Below are 20237 nucleotides of genomic sequence, written 5' to 3' on the forward strand. Positions count from 1 at the left end.
CGCCATCCGCGCCTTCATCGACGGATACAGCACCGCTGTAAGAGCGTCCGCCAGTACGGGACGATCGGAAGACCTTCCGCGCGCTGCCCGCCGCCGTAACCCATCACGCACAAAAGCCCGCCGGTACGAACCGCACCAGGGCATCAGCGATCAAGACGGTCGGCATGGCGGTCAGTTCGGAAGGGCGAACCTGATCCGCACACTGTCTACGGACTCACCCACACCCTCTCCAGGCACGCCCCACTCAGATCCGCACCGGCGAGATTGGCCCCCCGCAAGTCGGCCCCGCACAGACAGGCGGCGCGCAGTACGGCTCCGGTCAAGTCCGCATTGCTGAGGTCCGCTTCGCACAGTACCGCTCCGACCAACCGGGCACCCTTCAGGTTCCTGTCCGCCAAGTGCGCCGACTCCAGGACGGCACCGGTCAGGTCGGCGCGCGAGGCACGCCCGGGAACAGGCTCGCCGAGTGGCAGCGCCATCAAGAGGTTCAGGGCATCCGGTCGCGTCAGCGGTGACATCCCGGCAGCCGCCCGTCGCTCCCGCTCTCGTCCTGCACCGACGCTCTCCCCAGCAGGGCTGTACGCGCTCATCCTTACCGCTTGCCCCGCGCCACCGAAAGCAGCCTCAACAACAAAACCAATGGACCTCAACTGGCCCCAGACACGGGAACGCATCCAAACGAACACGTGGTGCCCGGTCCGGGAGGCAGCCGCACGATGAAGCCCCAGGTCGGTGGCCTGGGGCTTCGTTGAGGGGTGATGACGGGAACCGGACCCGCGCGCGGCAAGGATGCAGGGCCGGTCTCCATCAGGGGCTGTGCCTCCTACCGGTTGAGGATCTGCTCGACCTTGGTGGCCACGTGCTTGGCCTGGATGTCACGGCCCATCTCGTTGGGGTGTGCGTACCACGGGATCTGCTGGCCGAAGATGTCGATCTTGGAGTTCTCCAGCAGGCCGCCGATACTCCGGTTGGCGCCGTCGCAGGCCATGTTGCTTCCGGTCCGGTCGTAGAGGTCCACGAAGTCGGCACCGTCGTCCGCGGCGGCCTTCTTCATGACGTCGTCCAGCCGCTTCTGGGCTGGCCGACGAGTCCGGACGTGAACCTGACCCGAAGGAGGAGGAACTTGCTGCTGACCGCGCGAACCCGACGGCGGGGCCGTGTGCTGAGGCGGCGTAGGCGCCTGGCACGCGGTCGGCCATGCCACACAAATGGGCGTCCGTCGAAGATGAGTTCCGTGGCCGACGCGGTTGCCTTCGCGTAGTTGGCCAGAAGTCTGTCTGAGCCGTGGCCCCAGACCGGCGGGCCGCAGGTGGGGATTCTCAGCGAGCAGGTCTGCCCCACCCTGAGCGCCAGGTGCGCCCGAGGTACGGGTGGTGGTGAGGGCCGCGAGGATGGCTGCGTGGTCGCGCCGCATGCCGTTGGCCAGGGTGCGGAGTTCGCGTTGTCCGTCGAGGCGGACTTCGGCGAGCCAGACCTCGAGGCGAGGTGTTCGTTGCGGCGCTCGCGCAGGATGACGGCAAGGCGGCGGGCGTACTCGGTGGTCATGGCCAGCGCCGGATTGCGGGCGCATAGGTCGTCCAGGCCCTTGCGTTCGGTGTCCGTGAGCTGCTCGAGCCCGCGCATGATCCAGTCGGTGACACGACGGACGGTCAGTTGAGGCAGCGGGGTGTCCGTCGGGATCTCTCCTGTCCGGTAGGCCCGGAGGTGTCGTTGGACGGTGCCCATGCCTCCGCGGTAGCCCAGTTGCTGGATCTCTCGGGTGAGGGCGGAGGCATTGGTGCAGCCCTCCAGCCAGCGGTGATGCAGGTAGAGACGGTAGTCGTCGATCATGCTGGGGCGGTGGGTGGCCGCGATGAGAAGTTCGTCGACATCATCGGCCTCAGCGAAACAAACCACGGTGCCGCGGCTGAGGCGGAGTTCGCGAGCGATCGCGCGCAGGCTGTCGCCGCGCTGAATCCGCTCGTGGATCTGCTGATACCGCTCGCGGGTCCGCGTAGCTCAGCACGGTGCCGGCCGACAATGCGCTCCACGGCCTCGGCCAGGTTGTGGAGCACGTGCCACATATCGGCCACCTGCTTTGCCTGCGGTGCTCCGGCGCAGGCTCCGTCGCGGAAGGACCCGGCGCGATCGCGGCAGATCATCTGGACTTCCGGGTGGCGCCTGAGCCAGGACGGGAAGGTATCGGCGGTCCGGTTGGCGAGCACGTCGACGGGACGGTGGGTGGTCATGTCGACCAGGACGGCCGCGTACTTCCACCTGCGGCGCAGGGCGAACTCGTCGACGCCCAGGACTTGGACGGGACGATGCTCCGGCTCAGGCAAGGCCCTGATCAACCGGAGCATCGGGTCCTTGCACGTCACCATGAACATCCGGTCGGCCAGCCGAGCACCAGGCCGACCGCCCAGGAACAACGCGATGTCTGTGAGTAGCACCGTCAGGGCATCGGCCCGCCGCGCGTAGCGGCGGGTCAGCGCCGGTATCTGCTCGGCGAACGTCCGATGCCCCTGGCCCGAGCGGCCACGAGCACTTCGTCCTCGGTGAGCGACAACCGCTCGGCCTCAACAGCCGCACCGGGGAAGAGAAGATCAGCAACGCTCACGACCCCGTCCATACCCAGGTGATGCCCAAGCCGTGGTCGCAGTCGCTGCCCCCAAATCAGCGACAGAGCCCAAGAATCTTGCCAGAACCAGATTCAAGGAGCCGCATCAAAGATTCAAGGAGCCGCATCAACCAGGCGACAGACCACTCAGTGGCGATGCTGCAGCGCGGGTTCGCCCTCTTCAAGGAACGGGCCGCCTGCCACCACTGACAGCGCCGCACCGCTCGGCTCTATCCACAGCACGACGTGCTGTCGCCGCAGCAGGCCCCGGATGCGGCGACGTCCGCGGTTCCTGGCAGCACAACCGAGGCGGGGCCACCTTGGAGTTGACCCACCCCAACGGCACAGCCGCCGCCCCCGCTCTCACCGCCTCCGACGGCACGGCCGTCCCCCGGCAGATCCGGGTCCTCGACCAGGAGGGCAACCAGGTGGCCACCTACATCGGACAGGAAGGCGCCGTACCCGAGTCCGCCTCGACGAAATCAGCATCACCATCACCCTCGGCGGAGGTGGTGGTGCGTGAGGTGATCGCGGACGGGTGATCGGCCCTCGCCTGGGGGCGAGAGCCGGCGCCGGAGTCAGGACCGGAGGCGACAACGACATCCCGCGTCAGAGAGCCGGACAGGACGGCCGTCTCGTGAACCTCCCAGGCGACTCGCCCCGGACCGCTGTCGTCCACAACCCCCATGAGAGGGGGCGGAGTTGGACCGCACCTCGGCCGCGCCCCCTCGCAAAGCGATGGCCGGAACCGCTCTGGAAGCGAACATGATCTCCCCGTTACGGTGGGCGACCGTTGGCGATCGGCGGTGATCGGCCACAACGGCAAACCTCCGGGGGCGCAGAGTGCAGGTGATCGACGAGCGGGCGGAGCTCCTCGCGGTCCGAGCGGAGTTGGTCGGACCGGTCGGGCTGGTGATCACCATGGGTGCCCTGCACGCCGGGCACGCGGCCCTCATCGAGCAGGCCCGGCGCCGCTGCGACCACGTGGTGGTCACGGTGTACGTCAACCCGCTGCAGTACGAGGACCCGCGGACCTATCCCAGCACGCTGGACGCCGACCGCGCCCTGTGCGCGAACCTCGGCGTGGAGGTTCTGTACGCGCCCTCCACGGAGCAGGTCTACCGCGACCGCGGCCCGCTCGTGCGCGTCGACGCCGGCGAGCGCGGCGCCGTTCTGGAAGCGCACGGCCGCCCGGGCTACTTCGAGGGCGTGCTGACCGTGATGCTGAAGATGACCAACCTGGTACGCCCCGAAGCGGTGTTCCTGGGCGAGAAGGACTTCCAGCAACTCGCCCTGTTCCGGCGGATGGTGTTCGACCTGGACGTGCCGGTCGAGGTCGTCGGCGTGCCGACCGTACGCGAGGCCGACGGCCTGGCCCTGTCCAGCCGCAACCTGCGCCTGTCCCCGAAAGAGCGCACAGCGGGCCTGGCCCTGCCCCAGGCCCTGACCGCCGCAGTCACAGCCGCCCGGGCGGGTACCCACGCGGAGGGTGTCCTCGCCGCCGCCCGCGCCCTGCTCACCGCGGCCGAATACGGCGACCCCCCGATGCACACCCTGTACCTGAACCTCACCGACCCACTCCTCGGGCCCGCGCCCGCCTCCGGCCCTGCCTGGCTCCTCGCCGCCGTCCGCTTAGGCACCACCCGGCTCATCGACGGCATGCCCCTACACCTCAGCTCCCGGCCCACCAAGGCACATTCAAGCGGCCTGTCAGCCCGCTCTGCGGAACTCCGCAGCGGCCGGGCGTAGTTTCCCTCACACCTGCGGGACGGCGCGGGTCGCACCATGCGCCTTTACGTTCCCGAAGTGGTGCAGCTGAGCAGGGAGCTGATGGGGGCGGCCTGGACGAACGCCTCGCCCTGGGGCTGCCCGACCAGACCCCGCAGATCCTCCAGGCCCTCCTGACCCTGCGCGGCCGCGGCGGCCACGCCTCGGCCCCGCACCTCGCCCTCGACCCGATCCCCGTGGCCTGTGAAATCGTGCAGGCCCTGCAGACCCTGGTCACGCGCACCGTGAACGTCTTCGACCCGGCGGTCCTCACCATCGCCCACATCCGGGCCGGCACCACCACCAACATCCCCGAGACCGCCGAACTGCACGGCACCTTTCGCACCCTGCCCCCCGAGACGCGCCGCCGCCTCCGTACGGGAATCGAGCGGGTCGTACGCCATGTCGCCGCCGCACACGGCACCGAAGCGGACCTCACCCTGACCGAGAGCTACCCGCCCGTCCGCGACGACCCCGCATTCACCGCCACCGCGCGCGAGGCCGCCACCGCCCTGCTCGGCCCCGGCCTCGTCCACGACCTGCCCGAACCGGTCTTGGGCGCCGAAGACTTCTCCTACGTCCTCGAAGGCGTCCCCGGCGCCATGGCGCTGCTCGGCGCCCGCCCACCCGAGGTTCCCGCCGACAGCGCCCCGGACTGCCACTCCAACCGCGTCGTCTTCGACGAAACCGCCATGGCCACCGGCATCGCCGTCCACGCCGCCGTGGCCCTGCACCACCTCACCGGCGGAGAGGTCAGCACAGGCCGAAGGGCGGCTTGAGATACTCCGGGCGGGCGCTGTCGCCCGCTCGCCCGCGGGGCGCCGTGATGGGCGCGAAGGTCTCCCGCGGCAGCGAGAGGTCCCAGGGCTGCCCCAGGACCACGGTCGAGGCGAGCCGGCCGATCTCATCCGAGCCTCGGGCGCCGTGGCCGTTGCCGCCGACCGCCACGGTCAGGGTTTCATCCCCGTCGAGGTGCCCGATGTACGGGTAGCGGGTCGGGGTCTTGTCCACGACGCAGCAGGATTCCCGTACGGCGACCGGCGCCAGGCCGGGGACCATCAGGCGCATCATCCGGGCCAGGAGCGAGGACTGCTCGGCTGTGATGCGTCGCCGTGCGTACCAGTTGCCGATCTCCTGTGGCGTGCGCAGTTGCCGCACAGCGGGCTGCATGCCCGGGCCGATCCGCAGATACCACTTGCCGTCGGGATAGCGGACGGGAGGCAGCAGATAGTGGGAGAGGTTGGCGTTTCCGGTGTCTTCGGGATCGACCGTCACCACGGTTGGCAGGTCGCGCAGCGGGCCGAGTCGGGAGCCTTCGACCTCGTAGAGCAGGTTGGGCTCGGTGAAGACCTGTAGATCGAGGGCGAGTTCACCGGGGAGGGCGTCGCTGTGGTTGAGCAGTGAGCCGGCCGCGATGAGGACCTTCTCCGCTCCGATCCACTGCCCCTGCCCCTCGTCGTCCGCCACCCGCAGCCGCCACCGGCCGGCCGCCGCGTCCCTGCGTACGGCGGTCACGGCGCCGCGCAGAACGCGCCCGCCCTCCTTGACCGTCAGGGCGAGCTGGGCCTCGACCAGCCGGCGCGGGTTGAGGTATCCGGCGCCCTCACGCTCCCACAGCCCCTCCGTACCACCCGCCAGCGGCGGCACGGCCAGGGCCGGGAACTCCCCACGCAGGTCCGCCTCCGAGAGGCGCCGCACCCGGATGCCGTCAGCCGCGCTCGCCCGGAGCATGGCCTGGCTCCGGCCCTTGAGCGACGTGGGCATCAGGGCCAGGGCACCACACTCGTGGAAGACATCGATCCCGGAAATCGTCTCGATATCTCGCAGGCGCCCCGCCGACCGGGAGTCCACGGCACCCCAGAAGCGATCCCAGCCCATCTGCCGCACGATCCGGGCCTCGTCCTCGTGCGCGGCGAAGTGTGCCAGGCCAGCGGGCTCATGACCGCGGCCAGAGCCCTCGCCACCGTGCCGCACGGGGCCGATCACCATGACATCGGCCCCCGCACGACTCAGATACTTGGCCGCCGCCGATCCGAACATTCCGGTGCCAACGACAGCGATCTCCACGTTGTCCTGCACGATCCTCCTAGTGACGGGGGCCAGAACACATGCCGCCGGGCGAGGGCCGACGTCCCACCATGCAAAGGCGTACGGGTCCCTGGCGGAACAGGTGTGTCGGGGAGTGAAACCGACGGTGGTGTAGGCGACGTTGAGGGCGGTGCGGCGGATACCGGGGCAACGTAGAGCTGGATGAGGAGCGATGGCTCCCGGGCGATCTCCAGACGCACAGCCTCGTCGCGCAACTCACCGAGGCCACGTGGACCGAGCCGGCCGGGCAGCCGCAGGTAGCCCTCGGCCCGGAACCGCCGCCGGGCCCGTTCCGCCTCCGCTGGGTCCATACGAGGTAGGCGCAGTACCGAGGCCAAAGCCGACCCACCCTCCGGTACGCAGGCACCACGGCGGCCCCTGCTCCTCCACCCACTGACCGCTCCCATCACTGCCCCGCCCGGGCACGACCACACACCAGGTTGGATCTCTGACCGGAACGGGTTGCGTCCCGGCGCGCACCAGCCAGGCAAGGCACCGAGGCAGGCACGAAGCCCCCCGAGCCCTTCGGCCTGCCGTGCCGCCGATCATGCGCAGCCTGGACCAAACGCGGTCCATCCCCATCGTCTTGCTGACCGGATTCGGCGTCACCCGCGAGTTGTCTGCTGCGGCATTTCTACTCGGTGTGGCCGACGTTGTCCTCAAGCCCATCGACCCGTCCATCTTGCGTACCAAGGTTCGCTATCTCTTCGAGATCCATCGGCGACTGCAGTCGATGCAGCAGGAGATCGACGGCCTGCGAGCCCAGGTGAAGGCCGGATCTGTCGATCCACTGAACAGCGGCATCCCCGCCCCAGAGTGCATGCCCGACCCACACGGCCACCCCTAGCCCCTCGCGGCTAGCCCGGTACCGCCGAGGAGTGGTGCACACCCAAGGGCCAGGACTGCGGCTTTGACCGACTCGCTGCCCTCGTCGTCCACCTCGTGAAGGGTGATCAGGAGCCGCTCACGGATGGCGGGGGCGGAACGAGGGTGTCGGGGTGGTCGTCTCCCAAGAGTCGTCGCCGGGCATCAAGAAGCTGGACATACGCCGTAGTGCCCGGCCGCGTCCCTCGTTTCCCAGCTCCGCCTCACGGCCTCGCGCCGGACGCCGGCGTACAACTCGGGCCCCTAGAGCACAGTCCGATATCGCGTCGCGTTGCGCACTGGTCCTCGGCTTCGCCGCCCTCGCCGCATCGCCCCCGGAGGAGCGCATGGGCCAGACCATGGGCTCGGCCGAACTCGGCCGCGAACTGGGCGACGCCGGGGGCCCGTTGCTCGTGGCGGGGGGCGCCACCGCCGCCACCCTCACCTACGGCTACGCGGCCCTGGCCGTCCTCCTGGCCGCAGGCGCACTGTCCGCCCTCGCCGACCGCCGTGGAAAGGCGCACGCACCGAGCTGAACCGTTCCGCACAGACGTCCTCGACGACCAACTCAGTGAAGTCCGGCGACGGTTATGCCGGGGTCTGTGCTTCTTTGGCGGGCTGTGGGCGCAGGAACCAGAACAGGACGGGTGCGAGGTAGAGCGCCCAGGCGGTGGCCTGGAGCACGCTGGGGTTGGGCTGGAAGTTGAAGATGCCCTTGAGCAGGGTGCCGTACCAGCTGTCGGGAGGGATGGTCGCGCTGACGTCGAAGAGCCGGTCGTCCAGGCCGGGGAGGAGGTCGGCTTCCTGCAGGTCGTGAATGCCGTAGGCGAGCACGCCCGCTGCCACGACGACGAGCAGGGCGCCGGTCCAGGTGAAGAACTTCGCCAGGTTGATGCGCAGCGCGCCGCGGTAGAAGAGCCAGCCAAGGACGACGGCCGTGAGCAGTCCAAGCGCGGCTCCGATCACGGGCCGTACGCCGTCGCCGGTCGCCTGGACGGCGGACCATATGAACAGCGCCGTCTCCAGGCCCTCGCGGCCGACCGCGAGGAACGCGGTGGCGACCAGCGCGCCGGTGCCTACGGCCAGGGCTTCGTTCAGCTTGCCCTGCAGCTCGGCCTTGAGGTGCCGGGCGGTGCGGCGCATCCAGAAGACCATCCAGGTGACCAGGGCGACGGCCACGATGGACAGGCCGCCCCCGAGCGCCTCCTGTGCCTCGAAGGTCAGCTGGGAGGAGCCGAATTGCAGCACCGCGCCCACGGCCAGGCTCAGCCCGACGGCGATGCCCACGCCGAGCCAGATCGGCGGCAGTTTGCCGCGGTTGTCGCTCTTGACGAGATAGGCGACGAGGATGCAGACCACGAGGCTGGCTTCCAGGCCCTCGCGCAGGCCGATCAGGTAGTTGGCGAGCACGCAGGTCTCCTGGCGAAGGTCGTGAGGTGTCGGTTCATTCGTGCGGTGTCGCTTTAGTGGTGACTGTTGAGGAAGCCGATGAGGCTGGCGCCCCACCATCCGATCTGGGAGATCGAGGCGGCGATCCCTGTCTGCAGCAGCAGGCGTCGTGGCACGCTTCCGGCTTCGGACTCGGGTTGTTCCTGCAGGCGCCCCAAGCGTTGGCCGATCCACTGCGCGTAGAGGCCGTTGAGCATGACGGCGAGGACGAGTCCGAGTTTGATCAAGGTCAGCGGCGAGGCCAGATCCGGGCGGAGGAACAGCCCGGACAGGACGAGTCCGCCAAGCCCCAGCCAGATCGGGGTGTGCAGGGCGCAGGCGGTCTGAAGGACGTCGCTCAGTCGGCGACGTCCCAGCAGCCAGAGCAGCGCGAACCAGTCGACGGCGAGCACGGCACCCAGCCCGACGACGAGAGCCGCGAGGTGGAGGAAGCGGGCCGCGGCCAGCAACGGCGGGTCGGCGTGGACATGGGAGGCCGTCCAGCAGGCCGCTGCCATGACCGCGCACGCGAGGACGCCCAGGGCGACCAGCGCCCACGGAGGTGTCGGAGCACGGTCGGGGCTTTCGTCTCCGACGGCGAGGGCGGGCCGCCCCGGTTCCCGGGCCGTTCGGGATCCGGGGTCGGCCTGGCCTCTGGCGAGGGTGGATTCCACCGGTCAGTTCTCCGGCTTGAGTTCCACGTTGCGGAACGTGGCGGTGGCTGGCTCGCTGAGCGCGGGCTTCTCGCCGCTGCCGCCGTGCCGCAGGAAGGTCGGGGCGTCGAGCTTCGCGCGGAGGGTGTACTTCCCGGCCTTGGGGATCGAGAAGTTGTTGGCGTAGTGGAAGAACTCCGAGTAGTAGAAGTTCAGCTTCTTGGCCTGGACGACCTTGCCGTCCTTGTTGACCACTTCGAGTGTGATGGGCACGTTCGGCACGATGCGGCCGGTCTTGGCCTCCATCGGGATGATCTCGATGTGGTGGGTCTCGTCCTTGGCCGGGGCCCGGTGGACCTGCTTGCCGTGCTTGCCGTGCTTGCCGTGTTCGGCGTGGAACCACGGCTCGGCCGCCTCGACGATGTAGCCGACGTTGAAATCGCCCACGCGCGCCTTGCCGCCCCGGGCCGCGATCTCCGCGGCCAGCACGGTGTGCTGGTGGGCGACGCCGGCCGGGGCCGTCTCCTTCGACTTGCCCTGGGCGGCGGGCTTTTTGTCCGAGTCGGCACCACCGCAGGCGCTCAGAGCGAGGGCAAGTGGCACGGCCAGGCAGACGGCAGGAACCAATCTGGGCATGGCTGAATCCCTTCGGTTGGGGAGTGAGGTTAGGCGAACCTAAGTCCATGGTGCGTCCGCGTCAACTCTCCTCATACTTCGGGCATTAGTGCTCAATGCGGTCAGCTACCGCGAGTTCGGGCTGTCGTTTTCATGGGAGTTGCGCGGGAGCGAGTGGTTGGTAACGCTCGCGAGGCGTCCAGGGTTGGTCGAGATTTGGACAGCCCGGCGACTGTGTTGCTTACACTGCGTCCGCCTCCCCCGCCCCCGCCTCCGCCCTCCCCTGGAGAACCTCATGACGCTTCGCATGCCCCAGCCCATGACCGCGGCCCTGCTCGCGGCAGGCGCACTTGCCGCACTGACCGGCTGCACCGAAAAGAGCGACACCGGCGACGCGAAGTCCGGAGCCATCGCCGTCGAGGCCACCGACGACGCCTGCAAGCTCTCCAGGACTTCCGCCAAGACCGGGCCCATCGCCTTCAAGGTGTCCAACGAAGGCGACAAGATCACCGAGTTCTACGTCTACGGACCGGACCGCAAGGTCGTCAGCGAGGTCGAGGGCATCGGCCCCGGCACCTCCCGCACGATGATCGTGAAGGTGTCCAAGCCCGGGACGTACACCACGGCATGCAAGCCGGGCATGGTGGGCGACGGCATCCGCGGCGAGTTCACCGTCACGGCCAAGTAGCCCGGCCGGTCTGACCGCTACCGAGGAATCCCTCGCCGGGTGGCCTCGTCGACAGCGCCGAGACTCCGTCCGTGGCGCCGGCGGGCGCCGAGGCATCTGCGGTGAGGCAGCCGCAGCCGGGTGTGACACTTGCGCCCGGCGTGCCGCAGTGGGGAGTGCCGAGCGATATCGGCCGCGTGGCGCCTCGACGTCTGCGGTCCCCCGCCTTGAGTTGCCGCGCGCGGCGCGGGCGATCGCCACCCCCGACCGCCCGCGCCATTGGCCCGTCGACGGCGAAAAGTGGCGGTCCGAGGACATCAATGTGAAACAGCAGTGAAGGGAGTTTCGGAATCGTCCAACGGGCAACGCGGGGACCGTGAGTTACCCCAATGGCGGCATACCGCGAAATCGCCCATACGACTCCAGACGTCTGCCTGCCGCTGCTGGTGCTTTCGACCCTGGCTGTCTGGGCGGGCACAATCGTTCGCCTCGTACGCGCCGGGTCACCCGAGCGGCAGCAACCTGGTCTCGTCTACGGGACGTTGACCCTCGCGGTGATCGCGGTCTACCTGGCGGCAACCGCGTTGGTCGGCTCGGCTTTGGACCGTCGCCCACTGCCCGGGGTCGTGGCGGCGGCGCTGGTGGCGGTGTTGCTCGCGCCGGCGCGGGACCGGCTGCAGCGGGCAGCGGACCGTCTGGTGTACGGCGCTCGCCGGGACCCACTGCGTGCGATCACCCGACTCGGTGACGAGGTCGCCACCGCAGGCCAGTTGGACCTGGTGTCGGCCGCGCTCAAGGTCGTCATGAACGCTCTTCGTGCGCCTGCCGCCATCGTGGTGGCACCGGACGGCCGGGTGGTGAACTCACCATCAGAAGAACCGCGTCCATCGGATTTTCCCACCCCGGCACGGGACAGGGTTCCATCGGCGTCCTGGGCCAACGGCTCAGGACCGAGTGGGCAGTGATCTCCAACTGCTTCTGTCATGCCTGGTCACCCGGTTCGTGAACACCCCCAGGACGGCCGTCTCTTGGGTGCGGAAGGATTGTAGGCGGCGGGGCCGACGACGTCCGTGGGGCCAGCCGCTCCTGGAGCCGCAGATGCCGGAACTGGTAGATGGCGCCAGCCTGTCGGAGTACTCCGCGGGCGTGGGCGTCCTGCATGAAGGCCATCAGCCGCCAGGGCAGCTGCCCGCGGGCCGCGAGCCAGAGGCGGGCGGCTACCCACCGTCCCCAGGCACTCAAGGCGAGTGCCGTGGATCCCATGGTCAGCCACATCTGGCCGCAACCTCCGCGGAGGTTGCCCGGGTTGGCGTCCCACAGGGCCGCGAACAGCAGCGCGCCCGAGAGCGTGGCCAGGAAGGCGGCTCGGGCCAGTGCGGCCGTGCGGTCGTGGCGCAGACTGCGTGTGGGCGTCGCGACATCAATGGGACGGTCCAGCGAATGGAACAGCCCTCCGACCAGCACCGAGATCCCTCCGAGGAATCCGCCGGCCGCAGCTCCGAGCCCCAGCGAGGCCAGCGGCGTGGGCGTTGCCTCCCGCGCTGCCTCTGCGATCAGCGCACCGAGAGTGAAGATCACCGCCCCGGCCTGTGCGCCCACCACCGTCCCCAGGAGCAGGGCACGCCCGAGGCTGCGGGCACTGAGCCCGCTGGTGCCTCGCCGGGGCAGGAGCACAGGCAGCGGAGTGCGCCGGATGCCGAAGAAGCCGAAGGCCAGTGCAGTCATCAGCCCGAAGCTCAGTTGGAAACCCTCGCGCTCCGCCCAGAACACCCAATCAATCCGGCCGTCCATTGCGTCCTTGTGGCCCCACAGCCACTCCTGGTCGGCCAGCCACTTGGTGAGGCTGTCGACAAGGACGACGGTTAGCACGATCAGTGTCTTGCGTGCCCGGAGGAAAGGCAGCCGACGTCCGGGCCAGGCGTGGGTACGTGGGGTCAGCAGGGCGATCCCCAGGCTAAAGCCTATGACCCAGGGGATTTTGACCAGCAGGAAGTACTGCGGCTCACCGGTATCCCAGAACCCCGCGTACACCTTGGAATCCAGGCTTGCGAACAGCAGGGTCAGTACGATCCATGCGCCCAGGACGGAGAAGAGGGCAGGTGCAAATGCCCGGAACACCCGGGGCGTGGCGGCTTCCAGACGCCACCAGGCGACCACTCCGTCGCCCTCGTTCCAGGCGTGCCGGGCCAGGCGGCCCAGCCATTTCCGGGCCTGTGCGGCGGTCCACGGCGCGGTGGAGGACGGGCTGTAGACGGCGGGAAGGTAGGCATCGAGCAGATGCTCTTCGATGTGCTGCGGCGTACGGAACCGTTCGTCGAGCAGCCGGGTGGGTTCGCTGCGGGAGCCGTCGCAGACTGCCCGCGCCATCGCCACCATCAGGGGTGAGCTGAGTACGGTGCGTAGTGCGGCAGCCGGTGTTCCTTCGGGATCCTGGCGCAGCCGCTCCAGAACGGGTGCCCATGCGGTCTCCAGTCGTCCGTCGGGCGTGCGCAGGGGCGGTGCCGTGGCGGCCAGGTAGGAGCAGGCCATCTCCAGCTCCACCGACTTCAGCTCCAGGACAGTGGAGGCGGTCAGTACGTCGGTGGATTCGACGACACGCACATATTCGTCCCGGCGGCTGGTCAGCAGTAGCGGGGTGTTCGCGTCGAGCTCTGCATTGAGGCGACGCAGTGCCAAGGGACGCAGAGATACGGGGAGTTCGTCGAATCCGTCCAGGATGGGAAGGATGTACTCGCGGGCAAGAAGTTCCCGCGCGGCGGCCCCGCCCGGAGCGGTGGCCCCCAGTGCTTCGTAGTCGGTGGCCAGGCGCTGAGCCAGCCAGTCGACCAGGGAGACACGCTCCGCGTCCCACGTGGCCAGTGGAAAGATCACCGGCAGTGGACGACCCTGCGGCAGTCTCTCGAGCAGGCTCAGGGTGAAGCGTATCGCCAGGACACTTTTTCCGGCTCCCGCGCCGCCAAGGATCACCACACGCCGGGCCGGGCAGGTGGCGAACGCCTCCACCAGCTCGTCGACCCCGCCGGGCCCCTCAAGCGAGCCGGAGACTGCGTCGTACCGCAGGTTGTGAAGGTGATCGCCGAGGCCGAGATCAGCCCGTACCCAGCGGACATCCATCGGGGCCGGATCCTGCAGCCGCCGCAGACGCGCCTCGGCCCTCCACTGGCCGCGCACCGCAACGGTGAGAGCTTCCGCAGTGCGTTCCAGGCGGCTGTCCAGGTTCTCGGACGGCGCCCCGAGGAACCGGGTGAGCAGGGGCGCCGCTACGGCCGTGACCCCGGTGAGGCACAGCGCCAGGACCGCGAACAGGTCCTGCCTCTCATCATGCGTCACGTCCGATCTGGCCACCGCCAGCCCCGCGGCAACCACCAACACCATGGCCCCTAAGCCCAGCGCAAGCAGCAACTTGACTCCGGAATCGCGTGGTTGCCGCATCCTCGTCCTCCCCACCCCGGGCACGCCGCCCTGCCAGGCAGCGTCCTCACTGCGCGCAACGAACTTCACGTCACCGAGTCATCGGCGCGTGGGAGCACGGGCAGCGCATACCGGAGCCCGCAATCGCAAACACGACACGCTGGCGCAGACGCCATCGGCTTCGAAATCAAAGTGGGTCTTCGAAGTTGAGCGGTGCGGAGGTGTCCGCGGGCTCGTCGTGTCGTGACACAGCGTGTCCGTCGACGCCTCGCTCGGCCGACCAGCCGCGCCGCATGATCTGCCGGTAGATCGCGTCCCGGGACTCCCGCCAGTGGGGCAGGTCCGCCGGCAGACCGCGGCGGTTCGCCATGCGGATCGCGCGCTCCAGCGCCACCCAGCACATCAGCCGCGAGTACACGAAGTTCCGCCGGCCCCCGCGGGTCTCCCAGATTCCCTCGTCGGGCTGGTCCCAGTGCTCGCAGAGCCAGTCCGCCATCGCGCCGACCTCGTCCCAGTGGGCGCTGCTGATCGGCTGTCCCCACTTGTCGTACAGGTAGATCGAGTCGATCAGGGCTCCGTAGATGTCCAGCTGGAGCCGGCCGGTGGCGGCGTTGCCGACCCGGACCGGGGCGGAGCCGAGGTAACCCTCCAGGTGCGGCAGCTCGTACTCGGGCAGCTCGCTGCGCCCGTCGATGCCGTACATGATCTGCAACGGGCCGGTCGCACCGGTGCCACGCATGATGCCGCGCTCGCCGAGGAACCCCATGAACGCCTCGGCCTCCAAGGTGAACCCGAGGCGCAGCATGGCGTAGACGCAGAATGCGGCGTCGCGGACCCAGACGTAGCGGTAGTCCCAGTTGCGCTCGCCGCCGATCTGCTCGGGCAGGCTGGTGGTCGGTGCGGCGACGATCGCACCGGTCGGCGCGTAGGTGAGCAGCTTGAGCACCAGCGCGGAGCGGTTCACCATCTCCCGCCACCGCCCGTGGTAGCGCGAACCGGCCAGCCAGTGACGCCAGAACCTGACCGTCGCCTCGGCCTGCTCCTGCGCCTCGGCGCGTGGACAGGACCGAGGGGCCGCGTCGTCGCCGATCTGGTCGAGGGCGAACACGTTGGACTCGCCCTCGAGGAGCTTGAAGTGCGACCACACGTCCAGGCCGTCGCTTTCCAGGGGTGCGGTGGCGGTCAGCGCGAGCGTCAGTGACGGGGAGCGGAACACCGCCGTGTGGCCTTCAGGTGCGTGGTGTGCGCTTCGGCGCCGTAGCCGAAGCGCGGGGCGATCCGCGCCTTGAAGGGGAGGGTTCCGCGGACGCAGATCACCCGCCGGATCAGCCGGTGCCGGGCCGCCTCCCGCGACTCGTCGACCACGGGCATGAAGTCCTGTATCTCCGCTACCCCGTCCGCGGCGAAGAACCGCGTGATCAGCACGTTCGTGTCGGGGAAGTAGAACTGCCTGGTGCGTGTCGGGACCTCGGCGGCCAGCTCGAACGACCCGCCCCGGTCGGCGTCGAGGATGGACCCGAACACGCTGGGCGCGTCGAAGCGCGGGCGGCAGTACCAGTCGATGGTCCCGTCCGTACCGACCAGGGCGGTCGTACGAAGGTCGCCGATCAGGCCGTGTTCGGAGATCGGCCTGGAGAGAAAGCCTTGCTTTCATGCCAGACCGCTACTCGAGGCGGGGGTCAGACGGAGCCATGCGGACAGGACTCGGCGGCGATAGGGACCCATCCCTGACCTCTTGTGATCTCGTACACGCACCACCGTGGAGGGCTGGATACGCACAGGGCCCTCCGGTCGTCATGGAGGCGTGGAACGCCACGGCGCACGTCCAGGACAACGCGGCGGACGCGAAGAAGCACGCGTTCATCACGGCCACGCTGCACACGTTCTCACGCTGAATCACCGGGTGACCGCTGACCGCGCGCCCCGCTCCGCAAGGGAGGAGCACTCCGGACAGTCGGAGATGACCGGGTGTACGCAGCGCACCAGGTGGGCCAGGAACCGGTCAGCCAGTTCGAGGTTCGCGATGTGTTCGGCGATCCGGGTGCGCTTCGCGTTGACCAGGCCGATGCGGTCGACCCGTTCCCCCGCGGCAAGTTCGCCGATTTCGGCAAGTGACAGCCCGGCCCGCCGGCCGATTTGGATGAGCCGGGCCTGGCCGATGATCTGGACGTCGTAGACGCGATGCCCGGAGGGCAGCCGGCGCGGGCTGAGCAGTCCGATGTCTTCCCAGTGCCGGAGGACATGGGTGGCCACCCCGAGCAGGGCGGCCGCATCGCCGATCTTCATTTCCGGTGCGGACATCACACTCCTTTACTTCAGGTCGGCCTGAAGTTATACCGTCCGGCCATCGAAGGCACCAGCCGATCGAGAGAGGGGCAACGTTGCCATGTCTGAAGCTGTGAGATCACCGACGCTGGCCGCGTGCTGCGGCGCGGTCGCAAGCCTGGCAACGGGGCTTGTCCGTCCCCGACGCCCCGACCAACGGTTTCTACGCGGGTTGACCGACGCGGGGTTGCCGGACACGGCGGTATCGGTCACCGTGTCCGCACTGCGACAGGTGCCACGGTCGGTGCCCACCGCGATGGTCGTGGAGGGGCGGCGGCAGCCACGGCGCATCATGAATTCGCTGCTGTCGTTCGTGATCACCCACCCGGAAGCGACGTTCATCGTGGATCCGAGTGTCTGCCTGGATGCCCGCAGCCGCGCCATTGCCGAATTGCCGGCATTCCTGCGGGTCGCGGTGCGTCCCCCGGCAGACACCGTCGCCACCGTTACCGCGCTGCGTGAGCGGCCGAGCTCCGACCTGGATTTCGCGCTGCCGACGCACGCGCACTGGGACCACGTGAGCGGGTTGCTCGATCTTCCCGAACTGCCGGTACATCTGCACCGCCGCGAACACAACTGGGTCATGCCAGGCCCTACCGCACCCGTGGGTGGCGTCCGCGAGGCCCTGCGCGGCCGCGGCATCGTCCAGTACGAACTGGACGGCCCGCCGATACTCACGTTTGCCGCCAGCCATGACCTCTTCGGTGACGGCTCCGTCGTGCTCGTCGACCTCGCCGGACACACCCCTGGCAGCGTCGGAGTTCTGGCGCACACGGCAACGGGCTGGGTGCTGCTCGCCGGCGACGCCGCCTGGCACACCGACCAAATCGACCTCATCCGTCAAAAGGCCGGCTACCCCGGTGAGCTCGCCGACGAAGACCGGGACGAGACCTTCCGGACGCTGCACCGCCTGTACGCCGTCAAGGACCGAGTCGCGATCATCCCGACGCACGACCACCACGCGGCCCAGCAGCTGCCGACGTGATCACTCAGAATGCCTCCTGCGGGCACGCAGGCTGGTCGTCCGGCGCATACGGGCCGATCCGGTCCCGGTAATCCATATCTGTGGTGCAGCTTCGACCTGAGTTGCCCACGAGTCCGGCGCCCCACGATCTCGCCGGCCTGATCAACGACCTTGGCATACGCGAGCCCACCAGTGAGCTGCTGCTGCCGGTGTAGGTGAAGGACGCCTTCGCCTTACGGGTGAAGTCGAGGCCGGAGCCGGTGGCCGCGTCGCTGCCGAGCTTCTCCAGCGCCGGCCAGTCGATGACGGTGACGTTTCTTGATCGACATGCGCTGTGTTCAGCAGGGCCGGTATGGCCGGTCCACAGAAGCAAGGAAGGAGCGCATGTGCGCTTCACACACGCTGCGTTGACAGTCGGGCTCGCGGTCACGACGAGCCTGTCACTGGCGGGGACCGCCGGCGCGGAGGGAACGATAGGGGCGGACCGGATCACCGCCACGGACTACTCTGCGGGGTCCCCCGCCACCGTCGCGCTGGACCCGGCGACCGGCTCCGTCACCACCACGTTCGCCCAGGCCGCGGAGGACGGGGTCCTCTCGCCCAAGGGCCCCCGGGTGGCGTACATCCAACGCCGGGATACGTGCATACCGCAGACCGAAGGGTGCATGTACGCCCGCGACCTGGTGATCGCCGACGCCGACGGCAGCGACCGGCGCGTCCTGGCCGAGGGCGTCCAGCCCGAAGACGCCACCGCGCCGTACGTCGGGCACCCCGACTGGTCTCCGAGCGGTAAGCGGATCGTCTACGACAGCCCACGGGGCCTGGAGTGGATCGCCGCGGACGGCACCGGTGCCGAGGTGCTCACCTCCGGCAGCCGCGGCACGTTCTCCCCGGACGGCCGAAGCATCGCCTTCCTGAAGGCCACCTCGTACGAGACGCCTGACGGCACGGAGTTCGGCTCCGACGTCTACACCCTGGACCTGGCCACCCGTGAGGTCCGCGCCGTCACAACCGATCACCAGGCGCGGTCGACGGCCGCTGATTGGTCCCCCGACGGGCAGCGCGTCGTCCACTCCACCGGGCACGGCCTGCGCATCACGGACGTGGCGACCGGCGCCGCCACCGAGCCGCAGTGGCCGACGCCCCTCTCCGGCATCCAGAATCCGGTCTTCTCCCCCGACGGCAGCCGGATCGCCTTCACCGCCGTCGACGACTCCGCCGGCACAAGCGGCGCCTACGTCGTCGATGCCGCCGACGGGGGGAACCTCCGCGTGCTCACCGACCGTCCCGTGACCCTCACGGACTGGCTGGCCAACTAGAGCCGCAGGACCCCGCTGCGACGGAGGCTTACGGCACGACGACTTCGAAACCGTCGTGGCAGCGATGTCTCCGTGGGTTCAAATCCCACACCCACCGCAGATGAACGGCCCCTGACCAGGTGAATCGATCGGGGGCCGTTCTCATGTGCGCTGTCCGTCAACCACCGTGGTTCCCCGTCAGCTTCCGGTCGACCGGGCGCCTGCGCCGCCTGCCGCAGGCGAGTTCGCTGGGCTCCTGGTTCAGCTTTGTTCGTGTCAGCCGCGCTAGTGCGGATTCCCCAGGAAGGGGAAGCCGGTGCGAAGGTCGGTGTGAGGCCGTAGCCCGTCGTGGGGCACCGCGCCGTTGCTCAGCTGGGCGATCCCCATGTTGATGACATCGTCGGTGAGGTTACGACCGTTGGGGAATCCTTTGGCGCTCGCGTAGTCATACGTCAGAAGGTCGGGGAGCAAGCCTTCCGCGAGTACTTTGGCCCGGTCCTTGGAGTGGCCCGCGTGTTCGAAGACGTGCGTGAACTTGTCGAGGAAGCCCGCGCGGTCGTGAGACGGCTCCTGCTGGTTCCAGACTCGTTTGTCGTCGTCGCTCTGGTTGAAGTTGGCGTCGACCCCGGGCCGCCCGGCCCGGTCACCCTGGACCAGTCGGCCATCGTGCGGAACCAGGACTCTGGCCCAGACACCCACCTGCGGGTTCGGGCCGAGCGCGCTGTTGGGGACTTCCAGCACGATGCCGAACACGTTCTTGTCGACAAAGAAGTCCTTGCCGGTCCACTGGAATTTGCTGTTCGCGCCGATCGGGTCGGCGAAGAACGGGTCGCTGCGGAGCCCGGCGAAGAGCCTGAAGTCGCCGGCCGCGGTGATCTGCGGGTCGGAGCCGAAGGTCACTGGTGCGTCGAGGAGGATCGTGTCCCCTGCGTCGAGGTCGGCCGCAGCCTCCCGGCCGGTCGCCAGTTGCAGGCTTGCGGTCTGCGCGTGCTCCTGTACTGGTGAGAAGCGTATGCGGAAGGCGATGTCGGTGACTGCGTCGCCGTCGGTGTCCACGCCGAGCTCGTAGACCGACTCGTGGTCGACGGCGTCGTCGGTGATCGGCGAGGTCGGATTGATGTTCATCACCAGGATCGTTTTGCTCGCATCGCCTGGCTTCTGAAATACGTAGAGGTCGGTGATGTGGCTCCTGGGATCCATGCTCGTGGGGCTGATGCCCAGGCCGGAGACGTGGTGTGCCATGTCGCGACTCCCATCAGGTGGCGGTGCGGACCGAGTTGCGCGGCGGTGCGGCGGAGCCTTGGCGGTTCGTCGCGGAAGATGCAGCGCCTCGGCATTGCCCTCCCACCCGGGACGATCACCCGTTGCCGACCTACGTGCAGGTCGTCGCGTCCCTCATGGCTTGAGCAACGTCGAGAGCAACGATCTACCTGTCGCCAGCGGCTGTATATCCGTCATCCGACGTATTCGCAGTGGTCGGAGCTGGCCCGGTCTGGCCGTCGACGGCGCAGTGTCCGGCGGGTGCTACGAGTCCCGAACCGCTACCCCTGCAGTCGGG

21 protein-coding genes and 2 pseudogenes are annotated in these 20237 nt (G+C 68.8%); 9 read left to right on the forward strand and 14 right to left on the reverse strand.

What is annotated here, in order from left to right; all coding sequences use genetic code 11:
• Nucleotides 1-206 precede the first annotated feature (206 nt).
• From AB0G47_RS06050 to AB0G47_RS06065, 4 genes are all read right to left on the reverse strand, one after another.
• The gene (locus AB0G47_RS06050) at nucleotides 207-674 is read right to left on the reverse strand and encodes a pentapeptide repeat-containing protein (RefSeq protein ID WP_360764523.1); all 468 of its coding nucleotides are present in this window, start codon (nucleotides 672-674) and stop codon (nucleotides 207-209) included.
• 149 nt (nucleotides 675-823) lie between these two features.
• A complete protein-coding gene (locus AB0G47_RS06055) occupies nucleotides 824-1054 on the reverse strand; it encodes a hypothetical protein (RefSeq protein ID WP_360764524.1) in 231 nt (76 codons plus the stop codon).
• Nucleotides 1051-1830 carry a hypothetical protein gene (locus AB0G47_RS06060; RefSeq protein ID WP_360764526.1) on the reverse strand — a complete coding sequence of 260 codons (780 nt, stop codon included), beginning with the start codon at nucleotides 1828-1830 and terminating at the stop codon, nucleotides 1051-1053. The genes AB0G47_RS06055 and AB0G47_RS06060 overlap by 4 nt, the downstream gene beginning before the upstream one ends.
• Nucleotides 1827-2369 carry a transposase gene (locus AB0G47_RS06065; RefSeq protein ID WP_360764528.1) on the reverse strand — a complete coding sequence of 181 codons (543 nt, stop codon included), beginning with the start codon at nucleotides 2367-2369 and terminating at the stop codon, nucleotides 1827-1829. Before AB0G47_RS06065 ends, AB0G47_RS06060 begins: the two co-directional genes overlap by 4 nt.
• Nucleotides 2370-2919: 550 nt before the next feature.
• Here AB0G47_RS06065 and AB0G47_RS06070 point away from each other — a divergent pair.
• Together AB0G47_RS06070 and AB0G47_RS06075 are read left to right on the forward strand one after the other, a co-directional pair.
• On the forward strand, nucleotides 2920-3141 hold the full coding sequence (locus tag AB0G47_RS06070; RefSeq protein WP_360764530.1) for a hypothetical protein: 222 nt from the start codon (nucleotides 2920-2922) through the stop codon (nucleotides 3139-3141).
• A 301-nt stretch (nucleotides 3142-3442) separates the two neighbouring features.
• The gene (locus AB0G47_RS06075) at nucleotides 3443-4348 is read left to right on the forward strand and encodes a pantoate--beta-alanine ligase (protein ID WP_360764532.1); all 906 of its coding nucleotides are present in this window, start codon (nucleotides 3443-3445) and stop codon (nucleotides 4346-4348) included.
• A gap of 44 nt (nucleotides 4349-4392) precedes the next feature.
• Here the strand turns inward: AB0G47_RS06075 and AB0G47_RS06080 are convergent, their stop codons facing one another.
• Entirely contained in the window at nucleotides 4393-4527 is a 135-nt protein-coding gene (locus AB0G47_RS06080; RefSeq protein ID WP_360765166.1) for a hypothetical protein, read from the reverse strand.
• On the opposite strand from AB0G47_RS06080, the gene AB0G47_RS06085 reads away from it, so the two are divergent.
• A complete protein-coding gene (locus AB0G47_RS06085; RefSeq protein WP_360765133.1) occupies nucleotides 4507-5145 on the forward strand; it encodes a M20/M25/M40 family metallo-hydrolase in 639 nt (212 codons plus the stop codon). The genes AB0G47_RS06080 and AB0G47_RS06085 overlap by 21 nt on opposite strands.
• On the opposite strand, the gene AB0G47_RS06090 is transcribed toward AB0G47_RS06085, so the two are convergent.
• On the reverse strand, nucleotides 5120-6445 hold the full coding sequence (locus AB0G47_RS06090; RefSeq protein ID WP_360764533.1) for an FAD-binding oxidoreductase: 1326 nt from the start codon (nucleotides 6443-6445) through the stop codon (nucleotides 5120-5122). The genes AB0G47_RS06085 and AB0G47_RS06090 overlap by 26 nt on opposite strands.
• A gap of 556 nt (nucleotides 6446-7001) precedes the next feature.
• Here AB0G47_RS06090 and AB0G47_RS06095 point away from each other — a divergent pair.
• Complete coding sequence (locus AB0G47_RS06095; protein WP_360764535.1) at nucleotides 7002-7301, forward strand: hypothetical protein; 300 nt, start codon at nucleotides 7002-7004, stop codon at nucleotides 7299-7301.
• A gap of 322 nt (nucleotides 7302-7623) precedes the next feature.
• Nucleotides 7624-7854: pseudogene (locus AB0G47_RS06100) on the forward strand (MFS transporter); the annotation flags it as partial.
• A gap of 52 nt (nucleotides 7855-7906) precedes the next feature.
• Here AB0G47_RS06100 and efeU read toward each other — a convergent pair.
• The 3 genes from efeU to AB0G47_RS06115 are packed head-to-tail and all read right to left on the reverse strand — an operon-like array spanning nucleotide 7907 to nucleotide 10035.
• Nucleotides 7907-8728: an iron uptake transporter permease EfeU gene (gene efeU, locus AB0G47_RS06105; RefSeq protein ID WP_360764537.1), complete on the reverse strand. Its 822-nt coding sequence runs from the start codon at nucleotides 8726-8728 to the stop codon at nucleotides 7907-7909.
• Between the two features lie 53 nt (nucleotides 8729-8781).
• Nucleotides 8782-9420, reverse strand: a complete 639-nt coding sequence (locus AB0G47_RS06110) for a hypothetical protein (protein ID WP_360764538.1) — start codon at nucleotides 9418-9420, stop codon at nucleotides 8782-8784.
• Between the two features lie 3 nt (nucleotides 9421-9423).
• Nucleotides 9424-10035 (reverse strand): iron transporter, encoded by a 612-nt coding sequence (locus tag AB0G47_RS06115; protein WP_360764540.1) that lies wholly within the window; start codon nucleotides 10033-10035, stop codon nucleotides 9424-9426.
• 274 nt (nucleotides 10036-10309) lie between these two features.
• Here AB0G47_RS06115 and AB0G47_RS06120 point away from each other — a divergent pair, with 274 nt between their 5' ends.
• Both AB0G47_RS06120 and AB0G47_RS06125 read left to right on the forward strand, forming a co-directional pair.
• Nucleotides 10310-10702: a cupredoxin domain-containing protein gene (locus AB0G47_RS06120; RefSeq protein WP_360764542.1), complete on the forward strand. Its 393-nt coding sequence runs from the start codon at nucleotides 10310-10312 to the stop codon at nucleotides 10700-10702.
• A gap of 368 nt (nucleotides 10703-11070) precedes the next feature.
• Entirely contained in the window at nucleotides 11071-11646 is a 576-nt protein-coding gene (locus AB0G47_RS06125) for a hypothetical protein (RefSeq protein ID WP_360764544.1), read from the forward strand.
• Nucleotides 11647-11662: 16 nt separating this feature from the next.
• Here AB0G47_RS06125 and AB0G47_RS06130 read toward each other — a convergent pair whose 3' ends face one another.
• The 3 genes and pseudogenes from AB0G47_RS06130 to AB0G47_RS06140 all read right to left on the reverse strand — a co-directional run bounded on the left by AB0G47_RS06130 (nucleotide 11663) and on the right by AB0G47_RS06140 (nucleotide 16393).
• Nucleotides 11663-14182 carry an NACHT domain-containing protein gene (locus AB0G47_RS06130; protein ID WP_360764546.1) on the reverse strand — a complete coding sequence of 840 codons (2520 nt, stop codon included), beginning with the start codon at nucleotides 14180-14182 and terminating at the stop codon, nucleotides 11663-11665.
• A gap of 187 nt (nucleotides 14183-14369) precedes the next feature.
• Nucleotides 14370-15718: pseudogene (locus AB0G47_RS06135) on the reverse strand (glycoside hydrolase family 15 protein); the annotation flags it as partial.
• 270 nt (nucleotides 15719-15988) lie between these two features.
• Nucleotides 15989-16393: a MerR family transcriptional regulator gene (locus AB0G47_RS06140; RefSeq protein ID WP_360764547.1), complete on the reverse strand. Its 405-nt coding sequence runs from the start codon at nucleotides 16391-16393 to the stop codon at nucleotides 15989-15991.
• 268 nt (nucleotides 16394-16661) lie between these two features.
• Here AB0G47_RS06140 and AB0G47_RS06145 point away from each other — a divergent pair, with 268 nt between their 5' ends.
• Nucleotides 16662-17402, forward strand: a complete 741-nt coding sequence (locus AB0G47_RS06145; RefSeq protein ID WP_360764549.1) for an MBL fold metallo-hydrolase — start codon at nucleotides 16662-16664, stop codon at nucleotides 17400-17402.
• A 4-nt stretch (nucleotides 17403-17406) separates the two neighbouring features.
• Here the strand turns inward: AB0G47_RS06145 and AB0G47_RS06150 are convergent, their stop codons facing one another.
• Nucleotides 17407-17754, reverse strand: a complete 348-nt coding sequence (locus AB0G47_RS06150) for a hypothetical protein (protein WP_360764551.1) — start codon at nucleotides 17752-17754, stop codon at nucleotides 17407-17409.
• A gap of 13 nt (nucleotides 17755-17767) precedes the next feature.
• Between AB0G47_RS06150 and AB0G47_RS06155 the strand changes: the two genes are divergently transcribed.
• The gene (locus AB0G47_RS06155; RefSeq protein WP_360764553.1) at nucleotides 17768-18700 is read left to right on the forward strand and encodes a hypothetical protein; all 933 of its coding nucleotides are present in this window, start codon (nucleotides 17768-17770) and stop codon (nucleotides 18698-18700) included.
• A 264-nt stretch (nucleotides 18701-18964) separates the two neighbouring features.
• Here AB0G47_RS06155 and AB0G47_RS06160 read toward each other — a convergent pair whose 3' ends face one another.
• Nucleotides 18965-19921 (reverse strand): DUF4331 family protein, encoded by a 957-nt coding sequence (locus AB0G47_RS06160; RefSeq protein WP_360764555.1) that lies wholly within the window; start codon nucleotides 19919-19921, stop codon nucleotides 18965-18967.
• Nucleotides 19922-20237: the final 316 nt, after the last annotated feature.

The organism is Streptomyces sp. NPDC021622 (assembly GCF_040640795.1).
GTDB lineage: Bacteria > Actinomycetota > Actinomycetes > Streptomycetales > Streptomycetaceae > Streptomyces.

Bases quoted from the DNA above. Each gene is read 5' to 3' on its own strand.
- AB0G47_RS06050 (WP_360764523.1), bottom strand. From the start codon at position 674: ATGCGTTCCCGTGTCTGGGGCCAGTTGAGGTCCATTGGTTTTGTTGTT.
- AB0G47_RS06055 (WP_360764524.1), bottom strand. From the start codon at position 1,054: ATGAAGAAGGCCGCCGCGGACGACGGTGCCGACTTCGTGGACCTCTAC.
- AB0G47_RS06125 (WP_360764544.1), top strand. From the start codon at position 11,071: ATGGCGGCATACCGCGAAATCGCCCATACGACTCCAGACGTCTGCCTG.
- AB0G47_RS06115 (WP_360764540.1), bottom strand. From the start codon at position 10,035: ATGCCCAGATTGGTTCCTGCCGTCTGCCTGGCCGTGCCACTTGCCCTC.
- AB0G47_RS06065 (WP_360764528.1), bottom strand. From the start codon at position 2,369: ATGTTCATGGTGACGTGCAAGGACCCGATGCTCCGGTTGATCAGGGCC.
- AB0G47_RS06120 (WP_360764542.1), top strand. From the start codon at position 10,310: ATGACGCTTCGCATGCCCCAGCCCATGACCGCGGCCCTGCTCGCGGCA.
- AB0G47_RS06160 (WP_360764555.1), bottom strand. From the start codon at position 19,921: ATGGCACACCACGTCTCCGGCCTGGGCATCAGCCCCACGAGCATGGAT.
- AB0G47_RS06095 (WP_360764535.1), top strand. From the start codon at position 7,002: ATGCGCAGCCTGGACCAAACGCGGTCCATCCCCATCGTCTTGCTGACC.
- AB0G47_RS06140 (WP_360764547.1), bottom strand. From the start codon at position 16,393: ATGTCCGCACCGGAAATGAAGATCGGCGATGCGGCCGCCCTGCTCGGG.
- AB0G47_RS06060 (WP_360764526.1), bottom strand. From the start codon at position 1,830: ATGATCGACGACTACCGTCTCTACCTGCATCACCGCTGGCTGGAGGGC.